Consider the following 18,569-nt stretch of genomic DNA (forward strand, 5'->3'; position numbering starts at 1 on the left):
ATCAGGAAGGAAGTTTGCTGTCTGAGGCGTACCGGAAGGCATCGGGAGGTAATCCGACCTGTAAGATGACAGGTTGATATCCGGCCTTTCCGTCCACTTTCGCCGCCAGTGCTTTGGCAATCAGAAAACCTAATCCACCACCCAGCACGGCACCAATCACTGCGTACATGTCTGCTTTCAGCAGTGCCTGCAGTATTCCGCCGCCCGCGATCACACCGAATAACGGCGTCATGTAAACCAGAAATGCTGAACGCAGCAGGCTGCCTTCCTGTATCCCCAGTTCAACTTTCTGACCCGGTGCAAGAGGTTCGTTGATGCTGACCTGGAGATTATGTTCGGTCTGCGGCCCCAGCTCGTTCAATACGCGGGCACCACAACCTGAACGGGAATGGCAGCTACTGCAACCAGCCTGCGTTTCACAACGCAGAGTCGCAATACCATCTTGCCACGACACAACCGTGGCCCATTCTTTCATCATGTGATCACCCTGTATTTCTTTCGCTGAGACAGTCGTTGTGAGTAATGCTATTTCGCTGCGAAAACAATGCTCTCTGCGATACGCTTGGCGGTTGAAGGCGGCAATTCGCCCACAACAGTAATTTCGTTGCCGTTACGTATTTCAGTCTGCACCGTTCTGCGCCCTTGCCTGATAAGTTGCTCAGAAGGGCCGTTAGTTGTGGCACTGATATTGACAGAGAAGCTGAACAATCCGTCAGTGTACAACCGTGATTCTATCGTGACTGGCATATTTGGCAAGGTTCGGCGACTGCTGGCGACTTCGGTCACCCCAGCCGGCAGCCATTTCACCTGCCAGCCAAACTTCACCTGCTCGGAAGCGGGTAAAGAAAGCACAGGTGGCAGATTGGCTTTTTCGAGATCAGCAAGCGAGGTAAGCGCCTGTTTCCCGTCATCAAAACTGATGACCCGGAACTGCTCCAGTGTTTCGCCATCGCGATCCAGCAAATCCACGCGCATAGGTAACTTCGTCTCTTCATCAACCCAGATAACATAGCTGAATCGTGTACCATCACGCGAAACAACACGGATCACCTGGCTCAGACGATCGGCGGCACGTGCGCGCCCTACGGCGATAAAATCGTAGTATTTTGTCAGAAGAGAGAAATCACTGAACACAATGGAAGGCAGAGAATCAACGATGTGATCGCCATCCAGCGTAAAAGGCTGCAACCCGGTCTCAAAGTAGCTGATGTCTTTTCCGCGCTGGACAATTTCACGGCGCGGTCCATCCATCAGAACCAGTTGAGCGAGTGAGGCTTGATTGGAAACGGCATGACGAAAGCGGAAGGAATCAATCCCTTGCTTCGTGATGTTGATAAAACCCATTTCATAATTCAGCGTCTGACTGGCCTTGCCCATCTCTTGCAGTAACGCCTCGGAAGTGGGATCTGCCGAGGCGATACTTGGAGTAAGCAGGCTGCCCGTTGCTAAACAAACGGCAAACCAAAATTGCTTCATTACTGCGTTTGCGTTCCTAAAGACTGTGTACCAGGGACCTGAACAGCGGCTTGCTGAGGAGTAATCGGTTCGAGTTGAAGCTGCTCTGAATGCAAGCGACGCTGCAATTCGTAATCCTGCAACATCGCATTAATGCGCTTGCGTTGCTCTTGCACGTTTTGTTGCCCGCTGGCGGTATTGCCTTCATTCGGTACGCCGAAGCTCACCGGAGACGCTTTACCCATCATAGGCAAGGTATTGAATGCAGGGGTTTCCGGAGAAGCACCTGTCGCATCAGGCTGATTGTAGTGCTGAACACCGACAATCACCGCCAGAGAAACACAGGCAGCAACACCAACCTGAGTCAGCTGGCTCGCCCACGGGCGCACCTTCTGCCAGAAAGGCATTTTTTGCCAGGTATGAGGCTGAGGTTGTGATTCAGTGGCTGAACCCGGAACCAGTTTAACCGGCTCATTTGCCAGCGCTGCGGCCACACGGTCTGCGATATCCAGATGCACCACATTCCCAATATCACCGCGTAAGGTATCGCGGATCAAATGATAACTCTGCCAGTCTTGCTGAAGCTTAGGATCGGTTGATAAAGAACTTAACAGTTCAGAATCAATGGCTTCACCATCCATCAGAGCGGAAAGCTTTTCTTTCTGCATGCCTAAGTACCCTTCCTGTGTCCGTCATCTCTAACGCTGGATGAGCGGTTGAACCTTGTTATCAATTGCTTCCCGGGCACGGAAAATTCGCGATCTTACCGTACCCACCGGACAATCCATGATGGAGGCTATTTCTTCGTAGCTCAATCCATCCAACTCCCTTAAGGTGATCGCCATGCGAAGATCTTCAGGAAGTGCTTCAATAGTACGGAAAACTATCTGCCGTAACTCTTCAGACAACATTAAGTTCTCAGGGTTCGAAATTTCTTTCAGGGCACCGCCACTTTCGAAATTCTCGGCTTCGTTCGCATCAACATCACTGGATGGCGGACGACGCCCCTGAGCGACTAAATAATTTTTCGCTGTGTTGACTGCAATACGATACAGCCAGGTGTAAAAAGCACTGTCGCCGCGGAAAGATTCCAGCGCACGATACGCTTTAATAAAGGATTCCTGAACCACATCAGGCACATCGCCTTGTGGCACATAGCGGGATACAAGGCTCGCTACCTTATGCTGGTAACGAATAACCAGTAAATTGAACGATTTTTGATCACCTTTCTGGACCCGCTCAACCAGAACCTGATCGGCTAACTGCTCGCTCATCCGAGGTAAAATCTCCCCAAAACTATCTCCGCGCATAAAGTCGTACTGCCAGCTTTCATCATTATATTCCTGAGCAAGTACTGCTTGGAGTTCACATGGATCATTAAGTTCCACATCGTCATTGTTTTTTCTATTGAAGTCTCAAGCCCGTGGCTTTTGCACGGAGGTTTAGGCTAACATGAATTTCCCTCTTCTTCTGCAAACATCATACGTTATGCAACCTTCATCTGAATTTGTTAGCGATGTATTGATAATCGGAAGTGGCGCTGCGGGCCTTTCGTTGGCTTTGCGACTAGCAGACCACTGTCATGTCACTGTTCTCAGTAAAGGCCCCCTCAACGAAGGCTCCACGTTCTACGCACAAGGCGGTATCGCCGCAGTTTTCGACGAAGCAGACAGCATTGCCTCACACGTTGATGACACATTAATTGCCGGCGCAGGTTTATGCGATAAAGAAGCGGTTGAATTTATCGCCAGTAATGCGCGTCATTGCGTCCAGTGGTTGATCGACCAGGGCGTGCTGTTTGATACCGAAACCAACGCCAGCTCAGAAGAGCGCTATCACCTGACTCGCGAAGGCGGTCACAGCCACCGCAGGATCCTGCATGCTGCTGATGCTACAGGTAAAGAAGTAGAGACTACGCTGGTGGGGAAAGCAAGGGCGCACGCCAATATTTGCGTGAAAGAGCGCTATAATGCCGTTGATTTAATTACCTCAAGCAAACTCGGATTACCGGGCACGCAACGCGTCGTGGGCGCGTATGTCTGGAACCGCGATAAAGAACATGTGGAAACCTTGCGCGCCAAAGCCGTGGTTCTGGCGACAGGCGGCGCAGCAAAGGTGTATCAGTACACCACCAACCCGGACATTTCCTCCGGTGACGGCGTGGCGATGGCGTGGCGCGCAGGCTGTCGTGTTGCCAACCTCGAATTTAACCAGTTCCATCCGACCTGCCTTTATCATCCCCAGGCACGCAACTTTCTGCTGACAGAAGCCCTGCGGGGTGAAGGCGCACTGCTCAAACGTCCGGACGGCACCCGTTTCATGCCTGATTTCGATGAACGTGGCGAACTGGCACCGCGCGATGTGGTGGCAAGAGCCATTGACCATGAAATGAAACGTCTCGGCGCGGATTGCATGTATCTCGATATCAGCCACCGGCCACCGGAGTTCATTAAGCATCATTTCCCGATGATTGATGAAAAGCTGCAATCACTGGGGATTGATCTGACCAAAGAGCCGATCCCGATTGTGCCGGCGGCACATTACACCTGCGGCGGCGTCATGGTCGATCAGCACGGCCGCACCGATCTCGACGGGCTCTACGCTATTGGTGAAGTCAGCTACACGGGCCTGCATGGCGCAAACCGTCTGGCATCGAATTCCCTGCTGGAATGCGTGGTCTACGGCTGGTCAGCGGCCGAAGACATCATCAAGCGTCTGCCTCATGCCAGACTGGCAAAAAACATTCCGCAGTGGGATGAAAGCCGGGTGGATAATTCCGATGAGCAGGTTGTGATCCAGCATAACTGGCATGAACTGAGGCTGTTTATGTGGGATTACGTCGGGATTGTGCGCACGACCAAACGTCTCGAACGCGCCCTGCGCCGTATCATGACCCTGCAACAGGAAATTGATGAGTATTACGCGAACTTCCGCATTTCCAACAATTTACTGGAACTGCGAAATCTGGTGCTGGTCGCCGAACTGATTGTGAGAAGTGCGCTGGAACGTAAAGAAAGTCGCGGACTGCATTTCACGCTCGATTATCCGGAATTACAGGAAAATCCGCAGCCGACGATTTTGCAGCCATAACGCCAAAAAGTGCGAAGGAACGCACTTTCACCACCGCAACACTCTCTGTCAGTAATTCAGATAGAAATCCGTAATCAGTGCGCAAAACGCCTCACTGTAAACCCCTTCCGACTTCCGCAGTGCCAGCTCGTGATCTTCCCGTGCAACGGCTTGCCGGGATAATGTCAGCAGCAAACGGTTTAACGGCTTGCCCGGCCTGTCGCGAACCGCCATCTGCCATGCGCTGTACCAGCCTTTCTGATGCGCAAGCGCTTCAAAGGCCAACCCGATGTCATACGGTAACACGACACTGAACAATCCTTCCGGCGTGATCAGCCTCTGCGCGCAATCCAGCAGGGCTGCATGCGTCAGGGTTTCCGTGTAACGGGCCGCATTTCGGGCCTCGTCGCGGCAGGCTACGGCAGATTCAAAATAAGGCGGATTACTGACAATCAGATCGTATTGCGCCGGATGTTCCTGCGCATACACATTGATGTCCTGCGCAAACACCGCCAGACGGTGTGACCATAAGGACTCACGGAAATTCTCATCAGCCTGAGCTGCCGCTGGCGGATCGAGCTCCACGGCATCAATACGCGTCTCATCGGAACTGCGCTGCGCCAGCATCATGGCAATTAACCCGCTGCCACAGCCGATATCGAGAACGCGCCGCGCTTTACTGACCGGTGCCGTGGCGCCGAGCAGAACGCCATCGGTGCCGACTTTCATCGCACAGCGGTCATGGGCAACGAAAAACTGTTTAAAGGTAAATCCATTACGCCGTAAAGGCTGTGCGGAACTGACTTCTCTGGTCACTGATTTCACCGTAATTACGCCCGCCAACAGGCCTGTAAACGAAAACTGTCGTAGCATAGGGGAAAGAGAAGCAGAGTAAAAGCCACGCAAACCGCTTAAATAGGTGAAGATCGCGTCTAACACGTCTATAATCGGCGCCCCAAGTAGAGGTAGACCATGACTGTAACCACTTTTTCCGAACTCGAACTCGATGAACGCCTGATTGACGCCCTTGGCGACAAAGGCTATAGCCGCCCTACTGTCATCCAGGCAGAGGCCATTCCGCCAGCAATGGACGGACGCGATGTGTTGGGTTCGGCTCCTACCGGCACCGGCAAAACAGCGGCATTCCTGCTGCCTGCATTGCAGCATTTGCTGGATTTCCCGCGTAAGAAATCTGGTCCGCCACGTATTCTGATCCTCACGCCAACCCGTGAACTCGCCATGCAGGTGGCGGAACAGGCGCGTGAGTTAGCCAAACACACCGATCTGGATATCGCTACCATCACCGGTGGTGTGGCGTATATGAACCACGCAGAAGTATTCAGCGAAAACCAGGACATTGTCGTTGCGACAACCGGTCGTCTGCTGCAATACATCAAAGAAGAAAACTTTGACTGCCGTGCCATCGAAACGCTGATCCTCGATGAAGCCGACCGCATGCTGGACATGGGGTTTGCTCAGGATATCGAAACCATTTCTGCCGAAGCACGCTGGCGTAAACAGACGTTGCTGTTCTCCGCAACGCTGGAAGGGGAAGCCATCCGTGAATTCGCAGAACGCATTCTGACAGAGCCGGTAGAAATCGAAGCCGACCCGTCACGCCGCGAACGCAAGAAAATTCTGCAATGGTATTACCGTGCCGACGATCTGGCGCATAAAACCCAGATGCTGATCCATTTGCTGAAACAGGAAGACGTCACGAAATCAGTGATCTTCGTGCGTAAACGTGAGCGGGTACATGAACTGGTCGCGTGGCTGCGTGAAGCCGGGATCAACTCCTGTTATCTCGAAGGCGAAATGGTACAGGTCAAACGCACCGAGGCCGTAAAACGTATGGTTGAAGACCGCGTTAACGTGCTGGTTGCCACTGACATTGCTGCCCGCGGTCTGGATATCAACGACATCAGCCACGTCTTTAACTTTGACCTGCCGCTGACCGCTGACATTTACCTGCACCGTATCGGCCGTACGGGTCGTGCCGGTCGTAAAGGCACCGCGATTTCCTTCGTGGAAGCGCATGACCATCTGCTGCTCGGTAAAATCGGTCGTTATCTGAACGAACCGCTTAAAGCTCGTGTGCTGGAAGGATTCCGTCCAAAAACCAAAGCGCCAAGCGAAAAAGTGACCGGTAAGCCATCGAAGAAAGTGCTGGCGAAACGCAAAGAGAAGCAGAAAGCGGATCAGGAAAAATCGAAGGTGAAAGTGAAAGTTCGCCATCGTGACAGCAAAAATGTCGGCAAGCGCCGCGTTAAACCTGACGCTGCGAAAGACGCCTCGAAATAAGCATTGCCTGATTGAATGCAAAGAAAAACCGCCCCGAAAGGCGGTTTTTTTATATCCAAAATCTGCAGCTCTCTGAAAACTCAGAAGCGATTACAGGCTTTCAGTAAAAGTACGGGTAATCACGTCACGCTGCTGTTCAGCAGTCAGTGAGTTGAAACGTACCGCATAACCAGACACACGAATGGTCAGCTGTGGGTATTTTTCCGGGTGCTTAACGGCGTCTTCCAGAGTCTCACGACGCAATACGTTAACGTTCAGGTGCTGACCCCCTTCCACGCGTACAGTCGGTTGAATTTCCATCGGCACTTCACGGTATTCGAACTGGCCCAGCTCGCTGACAGCAACGATCTGGTCTTCCGCATAACCCGCTTTTGCACATACACAGCGCGCTTCCGCTTTCTCGTCATCCAGCAGCCAGAAAGAGTTTTTCAGCGCTTCGTTGTTGGTTTTGGTAATTTGGATCCCGGTGATCATATGTTGCCTCCATAATTGGCTACGATACTGTTAATTGATGGGTGTCAGGCTTTAACCTGCTTTCCTGTTGTCAGATATAACAGCACGGCACCCTGTATTCTTTGATAAATATCAATCTTTACCGTGTGGGTGTTCTTAGCTCTTAGCATATTTATGTTTTATATCAATTTTTCCAAGGGCTCCGATTAAATTATTTTTGTAAATTATCAAAAATAATTTATACAGAAAGGTTAAGTCGCAGATAAACATCAGCAAAAGCTCAGGCGGGTTTCACTCAGCAGGATGAGCAGGTAAGCTACCGTCAGTTAAATTTACCGGTAAAGGAGAGCGTCAATGTCTTCAATTCTCACCTGGCATGACGTGATTGGTCAGGAAAAGGAACAACCCTATTTTGTGGATACGCTGAAGTTTGTGGCCGCCGAACGCGCCGCGGGCAAAACGATTTATCCGCCCCAACAGGATGTCTTCAACGCATTTCGATCGACGGAACTGGCTGACGTCAAAGTCGTTATTCTCGGGCAGGATCCGTACCACGGCCCAAATCAGGCGCACGGGCTTTCTTTCTCCGTCCGTCCGGGCATTCCGGCGCCGCCTTCTTTAGTGAACATGTATAAAGAACTGATCACTGATATCCCGGGCTTTGAGCGCCCTGCCCATGGCTATTTACAGAGCTGGGCCGATCAGGGGGTGTTGTTGCTTAATACCGTGTTAACGGTCGAAGGCGGGCAGGCGCATTCCCACGCCAAACTGGGCTGGGAAACCTTTACAGACAAAGTGATTGCCGCACTGAACGATAATCGTGAGGGCGTGATATTCCTGCTCTGGGGATCTCATGCGCAGAAAAAAGGCAATATCATTGACCGCAACCGGCATCACGTCCTGAAAGCGCCGCACCCTTCTCCGCTCTCAGCGCATCGCGGGTTTCTGGGCTGTAAACACTTCTCGCAGGCAAATACTTTGCTGGCGCAGCAAGGTCTGGCACCAATTGACTGGGTACCGCGATTGCCGGAATAATAAAAAAGAGGCACCCGCAAAGGTGCCTCTTTCAATATATCAGTCTGCTTAAAACTGAATCAGGCTTTGGCTTTAGAAACTGCCACCATTGCCGGACGCAACAGGCGGCCATTGAGCGTGTAACCCTTCTGCATCACCATCATCACGTGATTAGGTTCCAGCTCTTCAGATTCCATCATGGTCATCGCCTGGTGCAGTTCAGGATTGAATGGCACGTGAATATCACCCACCACTTCCATACCGAACTTGCGAACAGCATCCAGCAGAGATTTCAGGGTCAGCTCGACGCCTTCAATCAGACCCGCCAGTTCTGAATTCGATTTATCAGCCAGATCCAGCGCACGTTCCAGATTATCGATAACCGGCAACAGTTCGCCAGAGAATTTCTCCAGAGCGAATTTGTGGGCTTTCTCAATATCCAGCTCGGTACGACGGCGGATGTTTTCCACTTCCGCTTTCGCACGCAGCAGGCTGTCACGCTCACGCTGCTGGAGTTCTTTCAGCTGTGCTTCCAATTCAGCAATACGTTCATCGCGCGGGTCAACGACATCTGCCGCCTGAGTTTCCGCTTCCGCATGCAGCTCTTGTTCCTGATTGAGTTCTTCAGAGACTTGCTCGTCAGGTGTCTTATGTTCTTTACTACTCATGAATCTCTCCGCGTTTTAGCATTAATCTTGCTAGTTGGCTTATTATGGGGATCAAAACCGGGGTTTCAAGGTTTGGTTTTTAATGAAACCGGTCATAATGCAGGAGTCATCACACCCTGCTGAGGATAACCACAGCGATGAATAAAAAATTTGAGTGCATTGGGATTGTCGGACACCCTCGTCATCCTTCCGCACTTGCCACCCATGAAATGCTTTACCACTGGTTAATCTCCAAAGGTTATCAGGTCATCGTTGAACGACAGGTGGCGCAAGATTTAGCCCTGGAAGGCGCACAGACAGGCAGCCTGGCGGAGATCGGTAAACTGGCTGATCTCGCCGTGGTCGTCGGCGGTGACGGCAATATGCTGGGCGCTGCCCGAGTTCTGGCACGCTATGACATTAAAGTCATCGGTATCAACCGCGGCAACCTGGGCTTCCTGACCGATCTGGATCCGGACAACGCGCTGCAACAGCTCGATGACGTGTTGCAGGGCGAATACATCAGCGAGCAACGTTTCCTGCTGGAAGCGATGGTACGCTGCAAAGACCAGCAATGTCGCGTCAGTACCGCTATTAATGAAGTCGTTCTTCATCCGGGAAAAGTCGCGCACATGATTGAATTTGAAGTCTATATTGACGACAAATTTGCCTTTTCCCAACGTTCAGATGGCCTGATTATTTCTACGCCAACTGGCTCGACCGCCTATTCGCTTTCCGGCGGCGGTCCGATCCTGACGCCGACCTTAGAAGCCATCGCATTGGTCCCTATGTTTCCACACACGCTCTCGGCGCGACCGCTGGTCATCAACAGCAGCAGCACGATTTGCCTGCGTTTTTCACATATGAGCAATGACCTGGAAATCAGCTGCGACAGCCAGATTGCCCTGCCGATCCAGCCGGGTGAAGAGGTCGTCATCCGACGCAGTGATTTCCACCTGAACCTGATCCACCCTAAAGACTATAGCTATTTCAATACATTAAGCACTAAACTCGGGTGGTCAAAAAAACTCTTCTGATCAGATAAAAATAATTCGCCAGCCCCTTTACTGTATATAAAACCAGTTTATACTGTATGTAATTACAGGTCTGTTGTTATGTACAGGAAGGTGATCATGCTGGCGCAATTAACTATCAGTAACTTTGCCATTGTCCGTGAAGTAGAAATCGATTTTCATGCCGGGATGACGGCTATTACCGGCGAAACCGGTGCTGGTAAATCCATTGCCATTGATGCGCTCGGGCTTTGTCTGGGTAACCGTGCAGACGGCAGCATGGTGCGTCTCGGCGCCAGCCGTGCCGATATCTGTGCACGCTTCACTTTAGCGGATACCCCCTCGGCAAAACACTGGCTGGCTGAGAATCAACTCGATGAAGGTCAGGATTGTCTCCTGCGCCGCACCATCAGCAGCGATGGCCGCTCCCGTGGTTTCATCAACGGTAAGCCGGTTCCCCTGTCACAACTTCGTGAACTGGGTCAGCATCTGATTCAAATTCACGGACAACACGCCCACCAGCTTCTGCTCAAACCTGAGCATCAAAAAGATTTGCTCGACGCGTATTCCGATCAGCCTCTGCTGCTGGCTGAGATGCGCAAAGCTTACCAAAACTGGCATCAGAGCTGCCGCCTGCTGGCGCAGTATCAGCAGCAGGTCAGCGAACGCGAATCGCGCCGTCAGTTGCTGCAATACCAGTTAAAAGAGCTCAATGAATTCGCTCCTCAGGCAGGGGAATATGAGCAAATTGACGAAGAATACAAACGCCTGGCCAACAGCGGGCAACTGCTTTCACTGAGTCAAAATGCGCTTTATTTACTGGCTGATGGTGAAGAACAAAATATTGTCAGCCTGCTCTACAGCGCCCGCCATCAGTTGGCTGAGCTTGCAGAACTCGACAGCAAAATGAATGATCTGATTGTGATGCTTGATGACGCGTCCATTCAGGTCAGCGAAGCCAGCGATGAATTACGTCATTACAGCGAACGTCTGGAAATGGATCCCAACCGTCTGTTCGAGCTGGAGCAACGCCTGTCCCGCCAGATGAATCTGGCCCGTAAACACCATGTCAGTGCCGAAGAGTTACCTGAATTACATCGCCAGTTGCTCGAAGAGCAGCAGGCGCTGGACGATCAGCAAACCAATCAGGCAGAACTGAGCGAAGCGGTACAGCACCATTATCAACAGGCCGTGGCTATCGCTGAGCATTTGCACGAAAAACGCCAATATTTTGCCAACGAATTAACCCATCTGATCACGCAAAGCATGCAGGCGCTTTCCATGCCTCACGGTAAATTTAATATTCAGGTGCAGTTCGAACCTGAGCATTTAAATATGGAAGGGGCAGATCGCCTTGAGTTTCAGGTCACCACCAACCCCGGCCAGCCGCTTCAGGCGCTGGCGAAAGTGGCTTCCGGCGGTGAACTGTCCCGCATCGCACTGGCGATTCAGGTGATCACCGCGCAGAAAATGGAAACACCGGCATTGATTTTCGATGAAGTGGATGTAGGGATCAGCGGTCCGACAGCCGCGATCGTAGGTCGCCTGTTACGTCAGTTAGGCGAATCCACGCAAGTCATGTGCGTCACCCACTTACCTCAGGTTGCAGGTTGCGGTCATCAGCATTATTTTGTCAGCAAAGAAACCGACGGCGAAGTGACAGAAACCCAAATGCATCGCCTCGATAAAAAGGCGCGATTGCAGGAACTGGCCCGTCTGCTGGGCGGAAGTGAAGTCACCCGAAACACGCTGGCTAATGCAAAAGAGTTGCTCGCAGCGTAAAAAGCTCAACTTTTTTACATTTAAGCGGTCATACAGGTGCCCCGCAAAGGTTTCAAACTGATGAAAGGTCTATTATCATCGGCATCTTATGCCCTAAAGGAATGTAATGACTATGCGCTGTAAAACGCTAACTGCCGCCGCTGTAGCTCTTGTAATGCTTACTGCGGGCTGTTCCACTCTGGAAAAGGTGGTTTATCGGCCTGACATCAATCAGGGGAACTACTTATCTCCTGCTGATGTTCAAAAAATTCATACCGGTATGACTAAACAACAAGTTGCTTATGTTCTTGGCACGCCGATGCTGCACGACCCGTTTGGCAGTGATGTTTGGTATTACGTGTTCCGTCAGGAGCCAGGTCATGAAGGTATCACTCAGCAGACTTTAACGCTGACCTTCAACCAGTCTGATACGCTGACTAACATCGACAACAAACCAAAGTTGAGCGATCAAAAATAAATCGCCCGGTGTGATGGTCTCTGGTAGTTACCAAAAATCATCTTTCAGGGTAAAAAAAATAAGGCGCCTCAGGCGCCTTATTTTTTAGAACGTTCGGCTCTGATACGCCGTAACTCTTTCGGGTCTGCAATCAGTGGCCGGTAGATTTCAATGCGATCACCGTCGCTGACCACGTCGGCAAGCTTCACCGGCCGGCTATAGATACCTAATTTATTTTGTTTTAAATCGATATCCTGACGCAACTCAAGTAAACCGGAAGCCTTTACTGCCTGCTCGACGCTGCTTCCCTCTTCCAGTTTTACCGTCCGCAGATACTGACGTTCCGGCAACGCGTAAACCACATCAACGCGGATCTCAGACACTGTAGACCTCTTTCGCGCGCAAGGTGAAAGCCTGAACCATACTGCCCGCCAGTTCCTTGAAGATTTTACCGAATGCTAACTCAATCAATTTATTAGTAAATTCGAAATCAAGACTGAGCTGAACTTTACAGGCGTCGGGACTGAGTTCGATGAAATCCCAACCACCTGTTAATTTACGGAACGGGCCATCAACCAGTTGCATATCAATGCGTTTGTTGTTGATTAACGTATTTTTGGTGGTAAAAGTTTTACTGATGCCCGCTTTTGAAACATCAACCGCGGCGGTCATCGACGTATCGCTGTTTTCCAGGATGCGGCTGCCGGTACAACCAGGCAGAAATTGCGGGTAAGCATCAACATCATTCACTAAGGTGTACATCTGTTCCACGCTGAACGGCACAAGCGCAGAACGACTTATCTGTGGCATATCATTTTCCAGGTGTCATAAAACGTACAGATAATACCATTTATCCGCGCGGTAATAAAAACTACGAAGCACAGGACGCCACAAACAGGAAAAACACCCGACTCTGACAGCGTGGGGATTTCAATCGGCATCGCTTACAGTATAATAAGTGTCACTATGACAAAGAAAAAAGCACATAAACCCGGTTCCGCGACTATCGCGATGAACAAACGCGCTCGCCACGAATATATCATCGAAGATGAATTTGAGGCGGGGCTTGCTTTGCAGGGATGGGAAGTCAAATCGATGCGCGCTGGTAAAGCAAACATCACTGACAGCTACGTCACATTCCGCGACGGTGAAGCCTTTTTGTTTGGCGCAACCATTCAACCTCTTAACGTGGCATCCAGTCATATCGTTTGTGACCCGACCCGTACAAGAAAATTACTGCTGAACAAGCGCGAGTTAGAAACGCTGTTCGGCAAGGTCAGTCGCGATGGTTACACCGTCGTCGCACTTTCAATGTACTGGAAAAATGCCTGGTCAAAAGTGAAAATCGGCCTGGCTAAAGGTAAGAAAGAGCACGACAAACGCGATGACATTAAAGATCGTGAGTGGAAAGTAGACAAAGCACGTATCATGAAGCACGCAAATCGCTAAGCCTCTGGCTTAGCTTGGTGTTTTGCTGGTATACTGCGAAATAGTACTTGGGGCTGATTCTGGATTCGACAGGATTTGCGAAGCCCAAGGAGCATGCCGAGGGGCGGTTGGCCTCGTAAAAAGCCGCAAAAAAATAGTCGCAAACGACGAAAACTACGCCCTAGCAGCTTAATACCCTGCTTAGAGCCCTCTCTCCCTAGCCTTCGCTCTTAGGACGGGGATCAAGAGAGGTCAAACCCAAAAGAGATCGCGTGGACACCTTGCCTGGGGTGAAAGCGTTAAACCCAATCAGGATAGTTTGTTAGTGGCGTGTCCATCCGCAGCTAACCGGCGAATGTAAAGATTGGACTAAGCATGTAGTGCCGACGGTGTAGTAATTCTGGACGGGGGTTCAAATCCCCCCAGCTCCACCAAACAAGGTTTCGGTTATTACCAGATAAGGCCGTTACCGCAAAGAAAGCCGCAGCCCGCAAGGGTTTGCGGCTTTTTTACGTCTGTAGAAGTCCGGGAAGATCCGCCTGTGACAGGCGTCTGTTGGTATACAAATTGGTATACGCCACGATATATACCAATAAACGTATACCAATTAGGGAAGATCCTTGCATGGCGCGGACTACACGGCCCCTCACCCACACCGAAGTACAAAAAGCCAAAGCCACCGATAAAGACCTCACCTTACATGACGGTGACGGACTCTTTCTCCTGGTCAAGACCACCCGCTACCAGGTGCCTGGCACGTCAAAACGCACCATGATCAGCCTTGGTGCTTATCCTGCTCTTTCACTGGCTGATGCCAGAGAAGTGCGTGCAGAGAAGCTTGCGATGTTAGTCAAAGGAATAGACCCGCAAGCAAGAGCTGTTGAAGAAGCAGAGAAGCTCCAAATCGCTCAGGAAAGCATCTTCGTCAATGTTGCACGTAAATGGTTCGAGCTGAAACAAAGTCATGTCAGTGCTGACCACGCTAAGGATATCTGGCGTTCTATTGAGAAAGACATCTTACCCAGTATTGAAAATGTTCCTGTTCAGGAGCTGAAAGCACGCACTTTGATTCAAGTGTTGGAACCAATCAAAGCGCGGGGAGCATTGGAAACGGTCAGGCGACTAGTTCAGCGCATCAATGAGATCATGATTTATGCGGTGAATGTTGGACTGATTGAGGCAAATCCAGCTTCAGGTATAGGTAATGCTTTCGAACGTCCGAAGAAGCAGCACATGCCTACAATTCGCCCCGAAGAACTGCCCAAGCTAATGCGCACCATTTCTATGAGCAACCTGTCTATACCAACCCGCTGCCTGCTTGAATGGCAGCTACTGACACTAATACGCCCTGCCGAAGCATCCGCAACAGTCTGGTCAGAGATCGATATAGAGAATAAGCAGTGGTGTATTCCGGCAGAACGTATGAAGGCAAAGCGTGATCATATAGTCCCTCTATCAGAACAAGCTTTAGAACTGCTAGAAATCATGCGTCCCATTAGTGGTAATCGTCAGTACGTTTTCCCTAGCAGAAATGATCCACGTAAGCCTATGAACAGCCAAACAGCTAATGCGGCATTAAAACGTATAGGTTATGGTGGAAAACTGGTCGCTCATGGGTTACGTTCTTTAGCAAGTACGGCAATGAATGAAGCTGAGTTTAATGCAGATGTCATAGAAGCTGCTTTAGCTCACAGTGATAAGAATGAAGTCAGACGTGCTTACAATAGATCAACATATTTAGAACAAAGAGTGTTATTAATGTACTGGTGGGGAAACTATACCAGAAAATGTATGTGACTCTTAATTTGGCTAAGGATGATCAATGGTTACCTCGATACATAACCCCGATAGATACATGTTTGATCTTCGGCAAATTGTTACAAATGGCAGAAAAAAAATAGGGATACTTATCGGCGCAGGTGCTCCAGTAAGTATAAATATTGGTGAAGAAGGTGAATACATACCATTAATCCCAAATATAGAAGGATTAACTGTAAAAGTTAGAGAGCGTTTAAACGAAAGTGAAAATGCTATTTTTACGAACATATCCAACAAGTCAAAAGATTTTAATCTAGAAAAGCTTTTATCTGAAGTTCGTACTTTAGCTGATGTGATTGGTGAGCATGTTGTATATGGCACTAACGCAGTTGGTTTTAAATCACTTGAGATATCAATTTGCAAAGCAATAAAAGAGGTTGTAAGCAAACAACTTCCTAAAGGAGCCAACCCATACTCCGAACTTGTGTCATGGATTAATGGAATAAATAGAGTTCATGGAGTTGAGATATTTACTACTAATTATGATTTGTTATGTGAAGATGCCTTAGAACGGTCTCAAACTCCATACTTCGATGGTTTCACCGGTTCCAGAAATGCATTTTTCGATCCATCGAGTATTTCAACAAATGATCTTCCCCCCCGCTGGGTTAGATTGTGGAAATTACATGGTTCTATTGGGTGGAAGCTTGATGATAATGGCCAGGTTATACGAGTTCCTGAATGTGAAGAGTCATCTATGGTTTATCCATCACATATTAAGTACACTCAGACACAAGCAGCTCCATTTTCATCATTATTTGAAAGATTAAAAAATTTTCTAATGGAGCCTGATACCTTATTGTTGACTACTGGGTTCTCATTTGCAGATGCTCACATTTCTTCAAAAATTAGTGAGTGTCTATCTGCAAATCCAACAAGTGCTGTCATTGCATTTCAATTTAAAGATGTAGAGCATGAAATTGATGCAACAAATCTTGCATTAAAGAATCCTAATTTAAGCGTTTATTGTAAAAACGGCGCAGTCATAAACTCAATAAGTGCAAAATGGAAGACGGGTGAACTTCCGACCAAAAATTGGGAATCAGTAAGAAAAGAGTATTTAAAAGAGAATCGATTTATTCTAGGTGATTTTAAATTTCTAGCGAGATTCTTAGCAATCGCTGGGGGTGAAGTTACGAGTCAATCAATTAATGAATCTCAAGAAGAGGGTGATAAAAAATGAGCAAATCAACCTCTATAGGTAATGTTATTTCCATATCAAGCTCATCTATAATATTAAGATTATCTAGTAAGGTCAGCTCAGGTTTACTTGTTCTAGAGGGCAGAACTCATAAAGTTGGTCAAGTAGGAAGTTTTATCCGAATACCTCAAGGATATAATGATTTGTACGGCGTTATTGCTGCTAGTAATGAGTCTTCATTGATTGATGAGTTCGATGGCATACAATCTGATAGAAGATTGTTAACTGTTGAACTCATTGGGGAAAGTTCTGGTGGCTTTTTTGAACGCGGTATCAGTCAGTATCCATCGGTTAACGATGAAGTTCATTTAGTAATGGATAAGGACTTAGCAGCTATATATGGTGACCAAGGTCATAATATGGTTAGTATCGGAAAATTATCTAGTTCTGAGAGTATAGATGTTAACATTGATATTGATAAACTAGTAACAAGGCATTCTGCGATTTTGGGGTCAACTGGTTCAGGAAAATCAACTAGTGTTTCGAGTATTCTACGCTCAATAAGTAATAATTCACACACTGAGCGAAGCTCTGCAAGAATAATACTTATAGATATCCATGGTGAATACTCCTCTGCCTTAAAGGATATTTCGAAAACCTTTTCAATTGAACCAAAAGTTAGTGAAGAAAAGTTAGTTATTCCTTACTGGGCAATTTCGCCTGACAAATTGATTGATTTTTTATTCGGGAATATCAACGAGACAAGTAAAAATATTATATTCGAAATGATTACCGAGCAAAAAAAACATTTCTCTAAAGTTAATAATATTGATATTGATGAAAATAAAATAACAACTTATTCACCTATACCATTTGATCTAAAAAAAATTTGGTACGAACTCTGCTACAATGACACAGTTACATTCTTAGATGAAGATAAAACCCAACCTGCTTATAAAGACGACCAAAAAGGTGATAGTAAACAGCTAGTCCCGCCTAAATTTTTACCGCCAAACCCAGGCACTAAGCCTCCTAATAAAGGTGGGGGACACGTGCTTACTCGGAATTTAGAACAAATGAGGTCGCGGTTATTAGATAATCAATTTTCTTTTTTCCTATCCCCAGATGACTACATTCCTGGTGATGATGGAAAAATCAATAAGGATTTAAACTCCCTTACAAATAGTTGGATTGGTCATGATAAATCTATATCCATCATTGATCTCTCAGGAATGCCTTCCACCCAATTAGATATGTTACTTGGATCGATTTTGGATATTATTTTTGAAGCATCTATTTGGGGAAGAAACCTTAATATTGGCATGAAAAAAAGGCCCGTTCTTCTTGTTCTTGAAGAAGCGCATAGATATTTATCTGTTAAAGAAGAGGGACTTTCAAAGTTTATGGTTCAACGGATCGCGAAAGAAGGCAGAAAGTTTGGTGTTGGTGCTATGATTGTTAGTCAAAGACCCTCAGAAATCGATGAAACAATTTTATCCCAGTGCGGGACACTTTTTGCTCTCAGGCTAAGTAACTCTAATGATAGGTCTAGAGTGAAATCTGCAATGTCTGATGGCCTAAGTGCACTAATCGATAGCCTTCCAATATTACGCACTGGAGAGGCTATTATCATCGGCGAAGCAACAAAATTACCATCTCGATGTAAAATAAAACTTCCTCCTGAAGGATTTTATCCTGACAGCGCAGATCCACAGGTATCTATTTCGTGGGGCGAGGAAAATGTGGATACAGAGGATGATTACATACCCTTAATTAAAGCTTGGCGTAAAACAAAACCCTTAAAAGATGAGGAAATATAATGCAAAGAGTCAATGTTGTTTCGTCTAACATATTATCTATTGGCTACGATCCAAACACAGATACTTTGGAAATTGAGTTTTTAAATGGCGGTATTTATGAATACTATAATGTCTCACAAGATATTCATATTGAATTGATGAATTTATCCAGGCAAACTATTTTTTCAGACTGTAACTTTTATTCACTTCTTT

20 protein-coding genes and 1 other RNA gene are annotated in these 18,569 nt (G+C 48.1%); 12 read left to right on the forward strand and 9 right to left on the reverse strand.

Translation table 11 applies throughout. The features are described from left to right. Position 1: 1 nt before the first annotated feature. From rseC to rpoE, 4 genes are read right to left on the reverse strand one after another with little or no spacing between them, the layout of a single operon-like run. Entirely contained in the window at positions 2–478 is a 477-nt protein-coding gene (rseC, locus tag EYY67_RS11530) for a SoxR-reducing system protein RseC (protein WP_095924884.1), read from the reverse strand. A 47-nt stretch (positions 479–525) separates the two neighbouring features. After that, positions 526–1,476: a sigma-E factor regulatory protein RseB gene (gene rseB / locus EYY67_RS11535; RefSeq protein WP_095924883.1), complete on the reverse strand. Its 951-nt coding sequence runs from the start codon at positions 1,474–1,476 to the stop codon at positions 526–528. Next, positions 1,476–2,123 carry an anti-sigma-E factor RseA gene (gene rseA / locus EYY67_RS11540; protein WP_095924882.1) on the reverse strand — a complete coding sequence of 216 codons (648 nt, stop codon included), beginning with the start codon at positions 2,121–2,123 and terminating at the stop codon, positions 1,476–1,478. Before rseA ends, rseB begins: the two co-directional genes overlap by 1 nt. 30 nt (positions 2,124–2,153) lie before the next feature. Further along, a complete protein-coding gene (gene rpoE / locus EYY67_RS11545) occupies positions 2,154–2,729 on the reverse strand; it encodes an RNA polymerase sigma factor RpoE (RefSeq protein WP_095924881.1) in 576 nt (191 codons plus the stop codon). Positions 2,730–2,943: 214 nt separating this feature from the next. Between rpoE and nadB the strand changes: the two genes are divergently transcribed. Continuing rightward, a complete protein-coding gene (nadB, locus tag EYY67_RS11550; protein WP_207391089.1) occupies positions 2,944–4,545 on the forward strand; it encodes an L-aspartate oxidase in 1,602 nt (533 codons plus the stop codon). A 48-nt stretch (positions 4,546–4,593) separates the two neighbouring features. Here nadB and trmN read toward each other — a convergent pair whose 3' ends face one another. Continuing rightward, positions 4,594–5,340, reverse strand: a complete 747-nt coding sequence (gene trmN / locus EYY67_RS11555) for a tRNA(1)(Val) (adenine(37)-N(6))-methyltransferase TrmN (RefSeq protein ID WP_119826842.1) — start codon at positions 5,338–5,340, stop codon at positions 4,594–4,596. A gap of 156 nt (positions 5,341–5,496) precedes the next feature. Between trmN and srmB the strand changes: the two genes are divergently transcribed. Further along, the gene (srmB, locus tag EYY67_RS11560) at positions 5,497–6,825 is read left to right on the forward strand and encodes an ATP-dependent RNA helicase SrmB (RefSeq protein ID WP_095924878.1); all 1,329 of its coding nucleotides are present in this window, start codon (positions 5,497–5,499) and stop codon (positions 6,823–6,825) included. A gap of 90 nt (positions 6,826–6,915) precedes the next feature. On the opposite strand, the gene grcA is transcribed toward srmB, so the two are convergent. Then, complete coding sequence (grcA, locus tag EYY67_RS11565) at positions 6,916–7,299, reverse strand: autonomous glycyl radical cofactor GrcA (RefSeq protein ID WP_056770823.1); 384 nt, start codon at positions 7,297–7,299, stop codon at positions 6,916–6,918. 333 nt (positions 7,300–7,632) lie between these two features. On the opposite strand from grcA, the gene ung reads away from it, so the two are divergent. Continuing rightward, positions 7,633–8,313: a uracil-DNA glycosylase gene (gene ung, locus EYY67_RS11570; protein ID WP_119826844.1), complete on the forward strand. Its 681-nt coding sequence runs from the start codon at positions 7,633–7,635 to the stop codon at positions 8,311–8,313. Positions 8,314–8,372: 59 nt separating this feature from the next. On the opposite strand, the gene grpE is transcribed toward ung, so the two are convergent. Beyond that, positions 8,373–8,960 carry a nucleotide exchange factor GrpE gene (gene grpE / locus EYY67_RS11575; protein WP_095924876.1) on the reverse strand — a complete coding sequence of 196 codons (588 nt, stop codon included), beginning with the start codon at positions 8,958–8,960 and terminating at the stop codon, positions 8,373–8,375. A gap of 137 nt (positions 8,961–9,097) precedes the next feature. Between grpE and nadK the strand changes: the two genes are divergently transcribed. The 3 genes from nadK (at position 9,098) to bamE (ending at position 12,191) form a co-directional block, all read left to right on the forward strand. Next, complete coding sequence (gene nadK, locus EYY67_RS11580) at positions 9,098–9,976, forward strand: NAD(+) kinase (RefSeq protein WP_119826847.1); 879 nt, start codon at positions 9,098–9,100, stop codon at positions 9,974–9,976. 96 nt (positions 9,977–10,072) lie between these two features. Then, positions 10,073–11,734, forward strand: a complete 1,662-nt coding sequence (gene recN / locus EYY67_RS11585; RefSeq protein WP_165497960.1) for a DNA repair protein RecN — start codon at positions 10,073–10,075, stop codon at positions 11,732–11,734. A gap of 112 nt (positions 11,735–11,846) precedes the next feature. Then, positions 11,847–12,191: an outer membrane protein assembly factor BamE gene (gene bamE, locus EYY67_RS11590; RefSeq protein WP_095925288.1), complete on the forward strand. Its 345-nt coding sequence runs from the start codon at positions 11,847–11,849 to the stop codon at positions 12,189–12,191. A 77-nt stretch (positions 12,192–12,268) separates the two neighbouring features. On the opposite strand, the gene EYY67_RS11595 is transcribed toward bamE, so the two are convergent. Continuing rightward, entirely contained in the window at positions 12,269–12,553 is a 285-nt protein-coding gene (locus tag EYY67_RS11595) for an RnfH family protein (protein ID WP_095924873.1), read from the reverse strand. Next, a complete protein-coding gene (locus EYY67_RS11600) occupies positions 12,546–12,980 on the reverse strand; it encodes a type II toxin-antitoxin system RatA family toxin (RefSeq protein WP_095924872.1) in 435 nt (144 codons plus the stop codon). Before EYY67_RS11600 ends, EYY67_RS11595 begins: the two co-directional genes overlap by 8 nt. 156 nt (positions 12,981–13,136) lie before the next feature. Here EYY67_RS11600 and smpB point away from each other — a divergent pair, with 156 nt between their 5' ends. From smpB to EYY67_RS11630, 6 genes are all read left to right on the forward strand, one after another. Beyond that, positions 13,137–13,619: an SsrA-binding protein SmpB gene (gene smpB / locus EYY67_RS11605; RefSeq protein WP_015698410.1), complete on the forward strand. Its 483-nt coding sequence runs from the start codon at positions 13,137–13,139 to the stop codon at positions 13,617–13,619. 49 nt (positions 13,620–13,668) lie between these two features. Then, positions 13,669–14,032: a transfer-messenger RNA gene (gene ssrA / locus EYY67_RS11610) on the forward strand. A gap of 190 nt (positions 14,033–14,222) precedes the next feature. Further along, on the forward strand, positions 14,223–15,395 hold the full coding sequence (locus tag EYY67_RS11615; RefSeq protein ID WP_095924871.1) for an integrase domain-containing protein: 1,173 nt from the start codon (positions 14,223–14,225) through the stop codon (positions 15,393–15,395). A 58-nt stretch (positions 15,396–15,453) separates the two neighbouring features. Continuing rightward, positions 15,454–16,599 carry an SIR2 family protein gene (locus tag EYY67_RS11620; RefSeq protein WP_233432899.1) on the forward strand — a complete coding sequence of 382 codons (1,146 nt, stop codon included), beginning with the start codon at positions 15,454–15,456 and terminating at the stop codon, positions 16,597–16,599. Next, the gene (locus EYY67_RS11625; protein WP_095924869.1) at positions 16,596–18,377 is read left to right on the forward strand and encodes an ATP-binding protein; all 1,782 of its coding nucleotides are present in this window, start codon (positions 16,596–16,598) and stop codon (positions 18,375–18,377) included. The genes EYY67_RS11620 and EYY67_RS11625 overlap by 4 nt, the downstream gene beginning before the upstream one ends. Then, positions 18,377–18,569, forward strand: a 193-nt coding sequence (locus EYY67_RS11630; RefSeq protein ID WP_131693532.1) for a KTSC domain-containing protein, incomplete at its 3' end; no start/stop codon positions are given. The genes EYY67_RS11625 and EYY67_RS11630, both read left to right, overlap by 1 nt.

The sequence above is a fragment of the Rahnella victoriana genome (assembly GCF_004330295.1).
GTDB classification, from domain to species: Bacteria; Pseudomonadota; Gammaproteobacteria; order Enterobacterales; family Enterobacteriaceae; genus Rahnella; species Rahnella victoriana.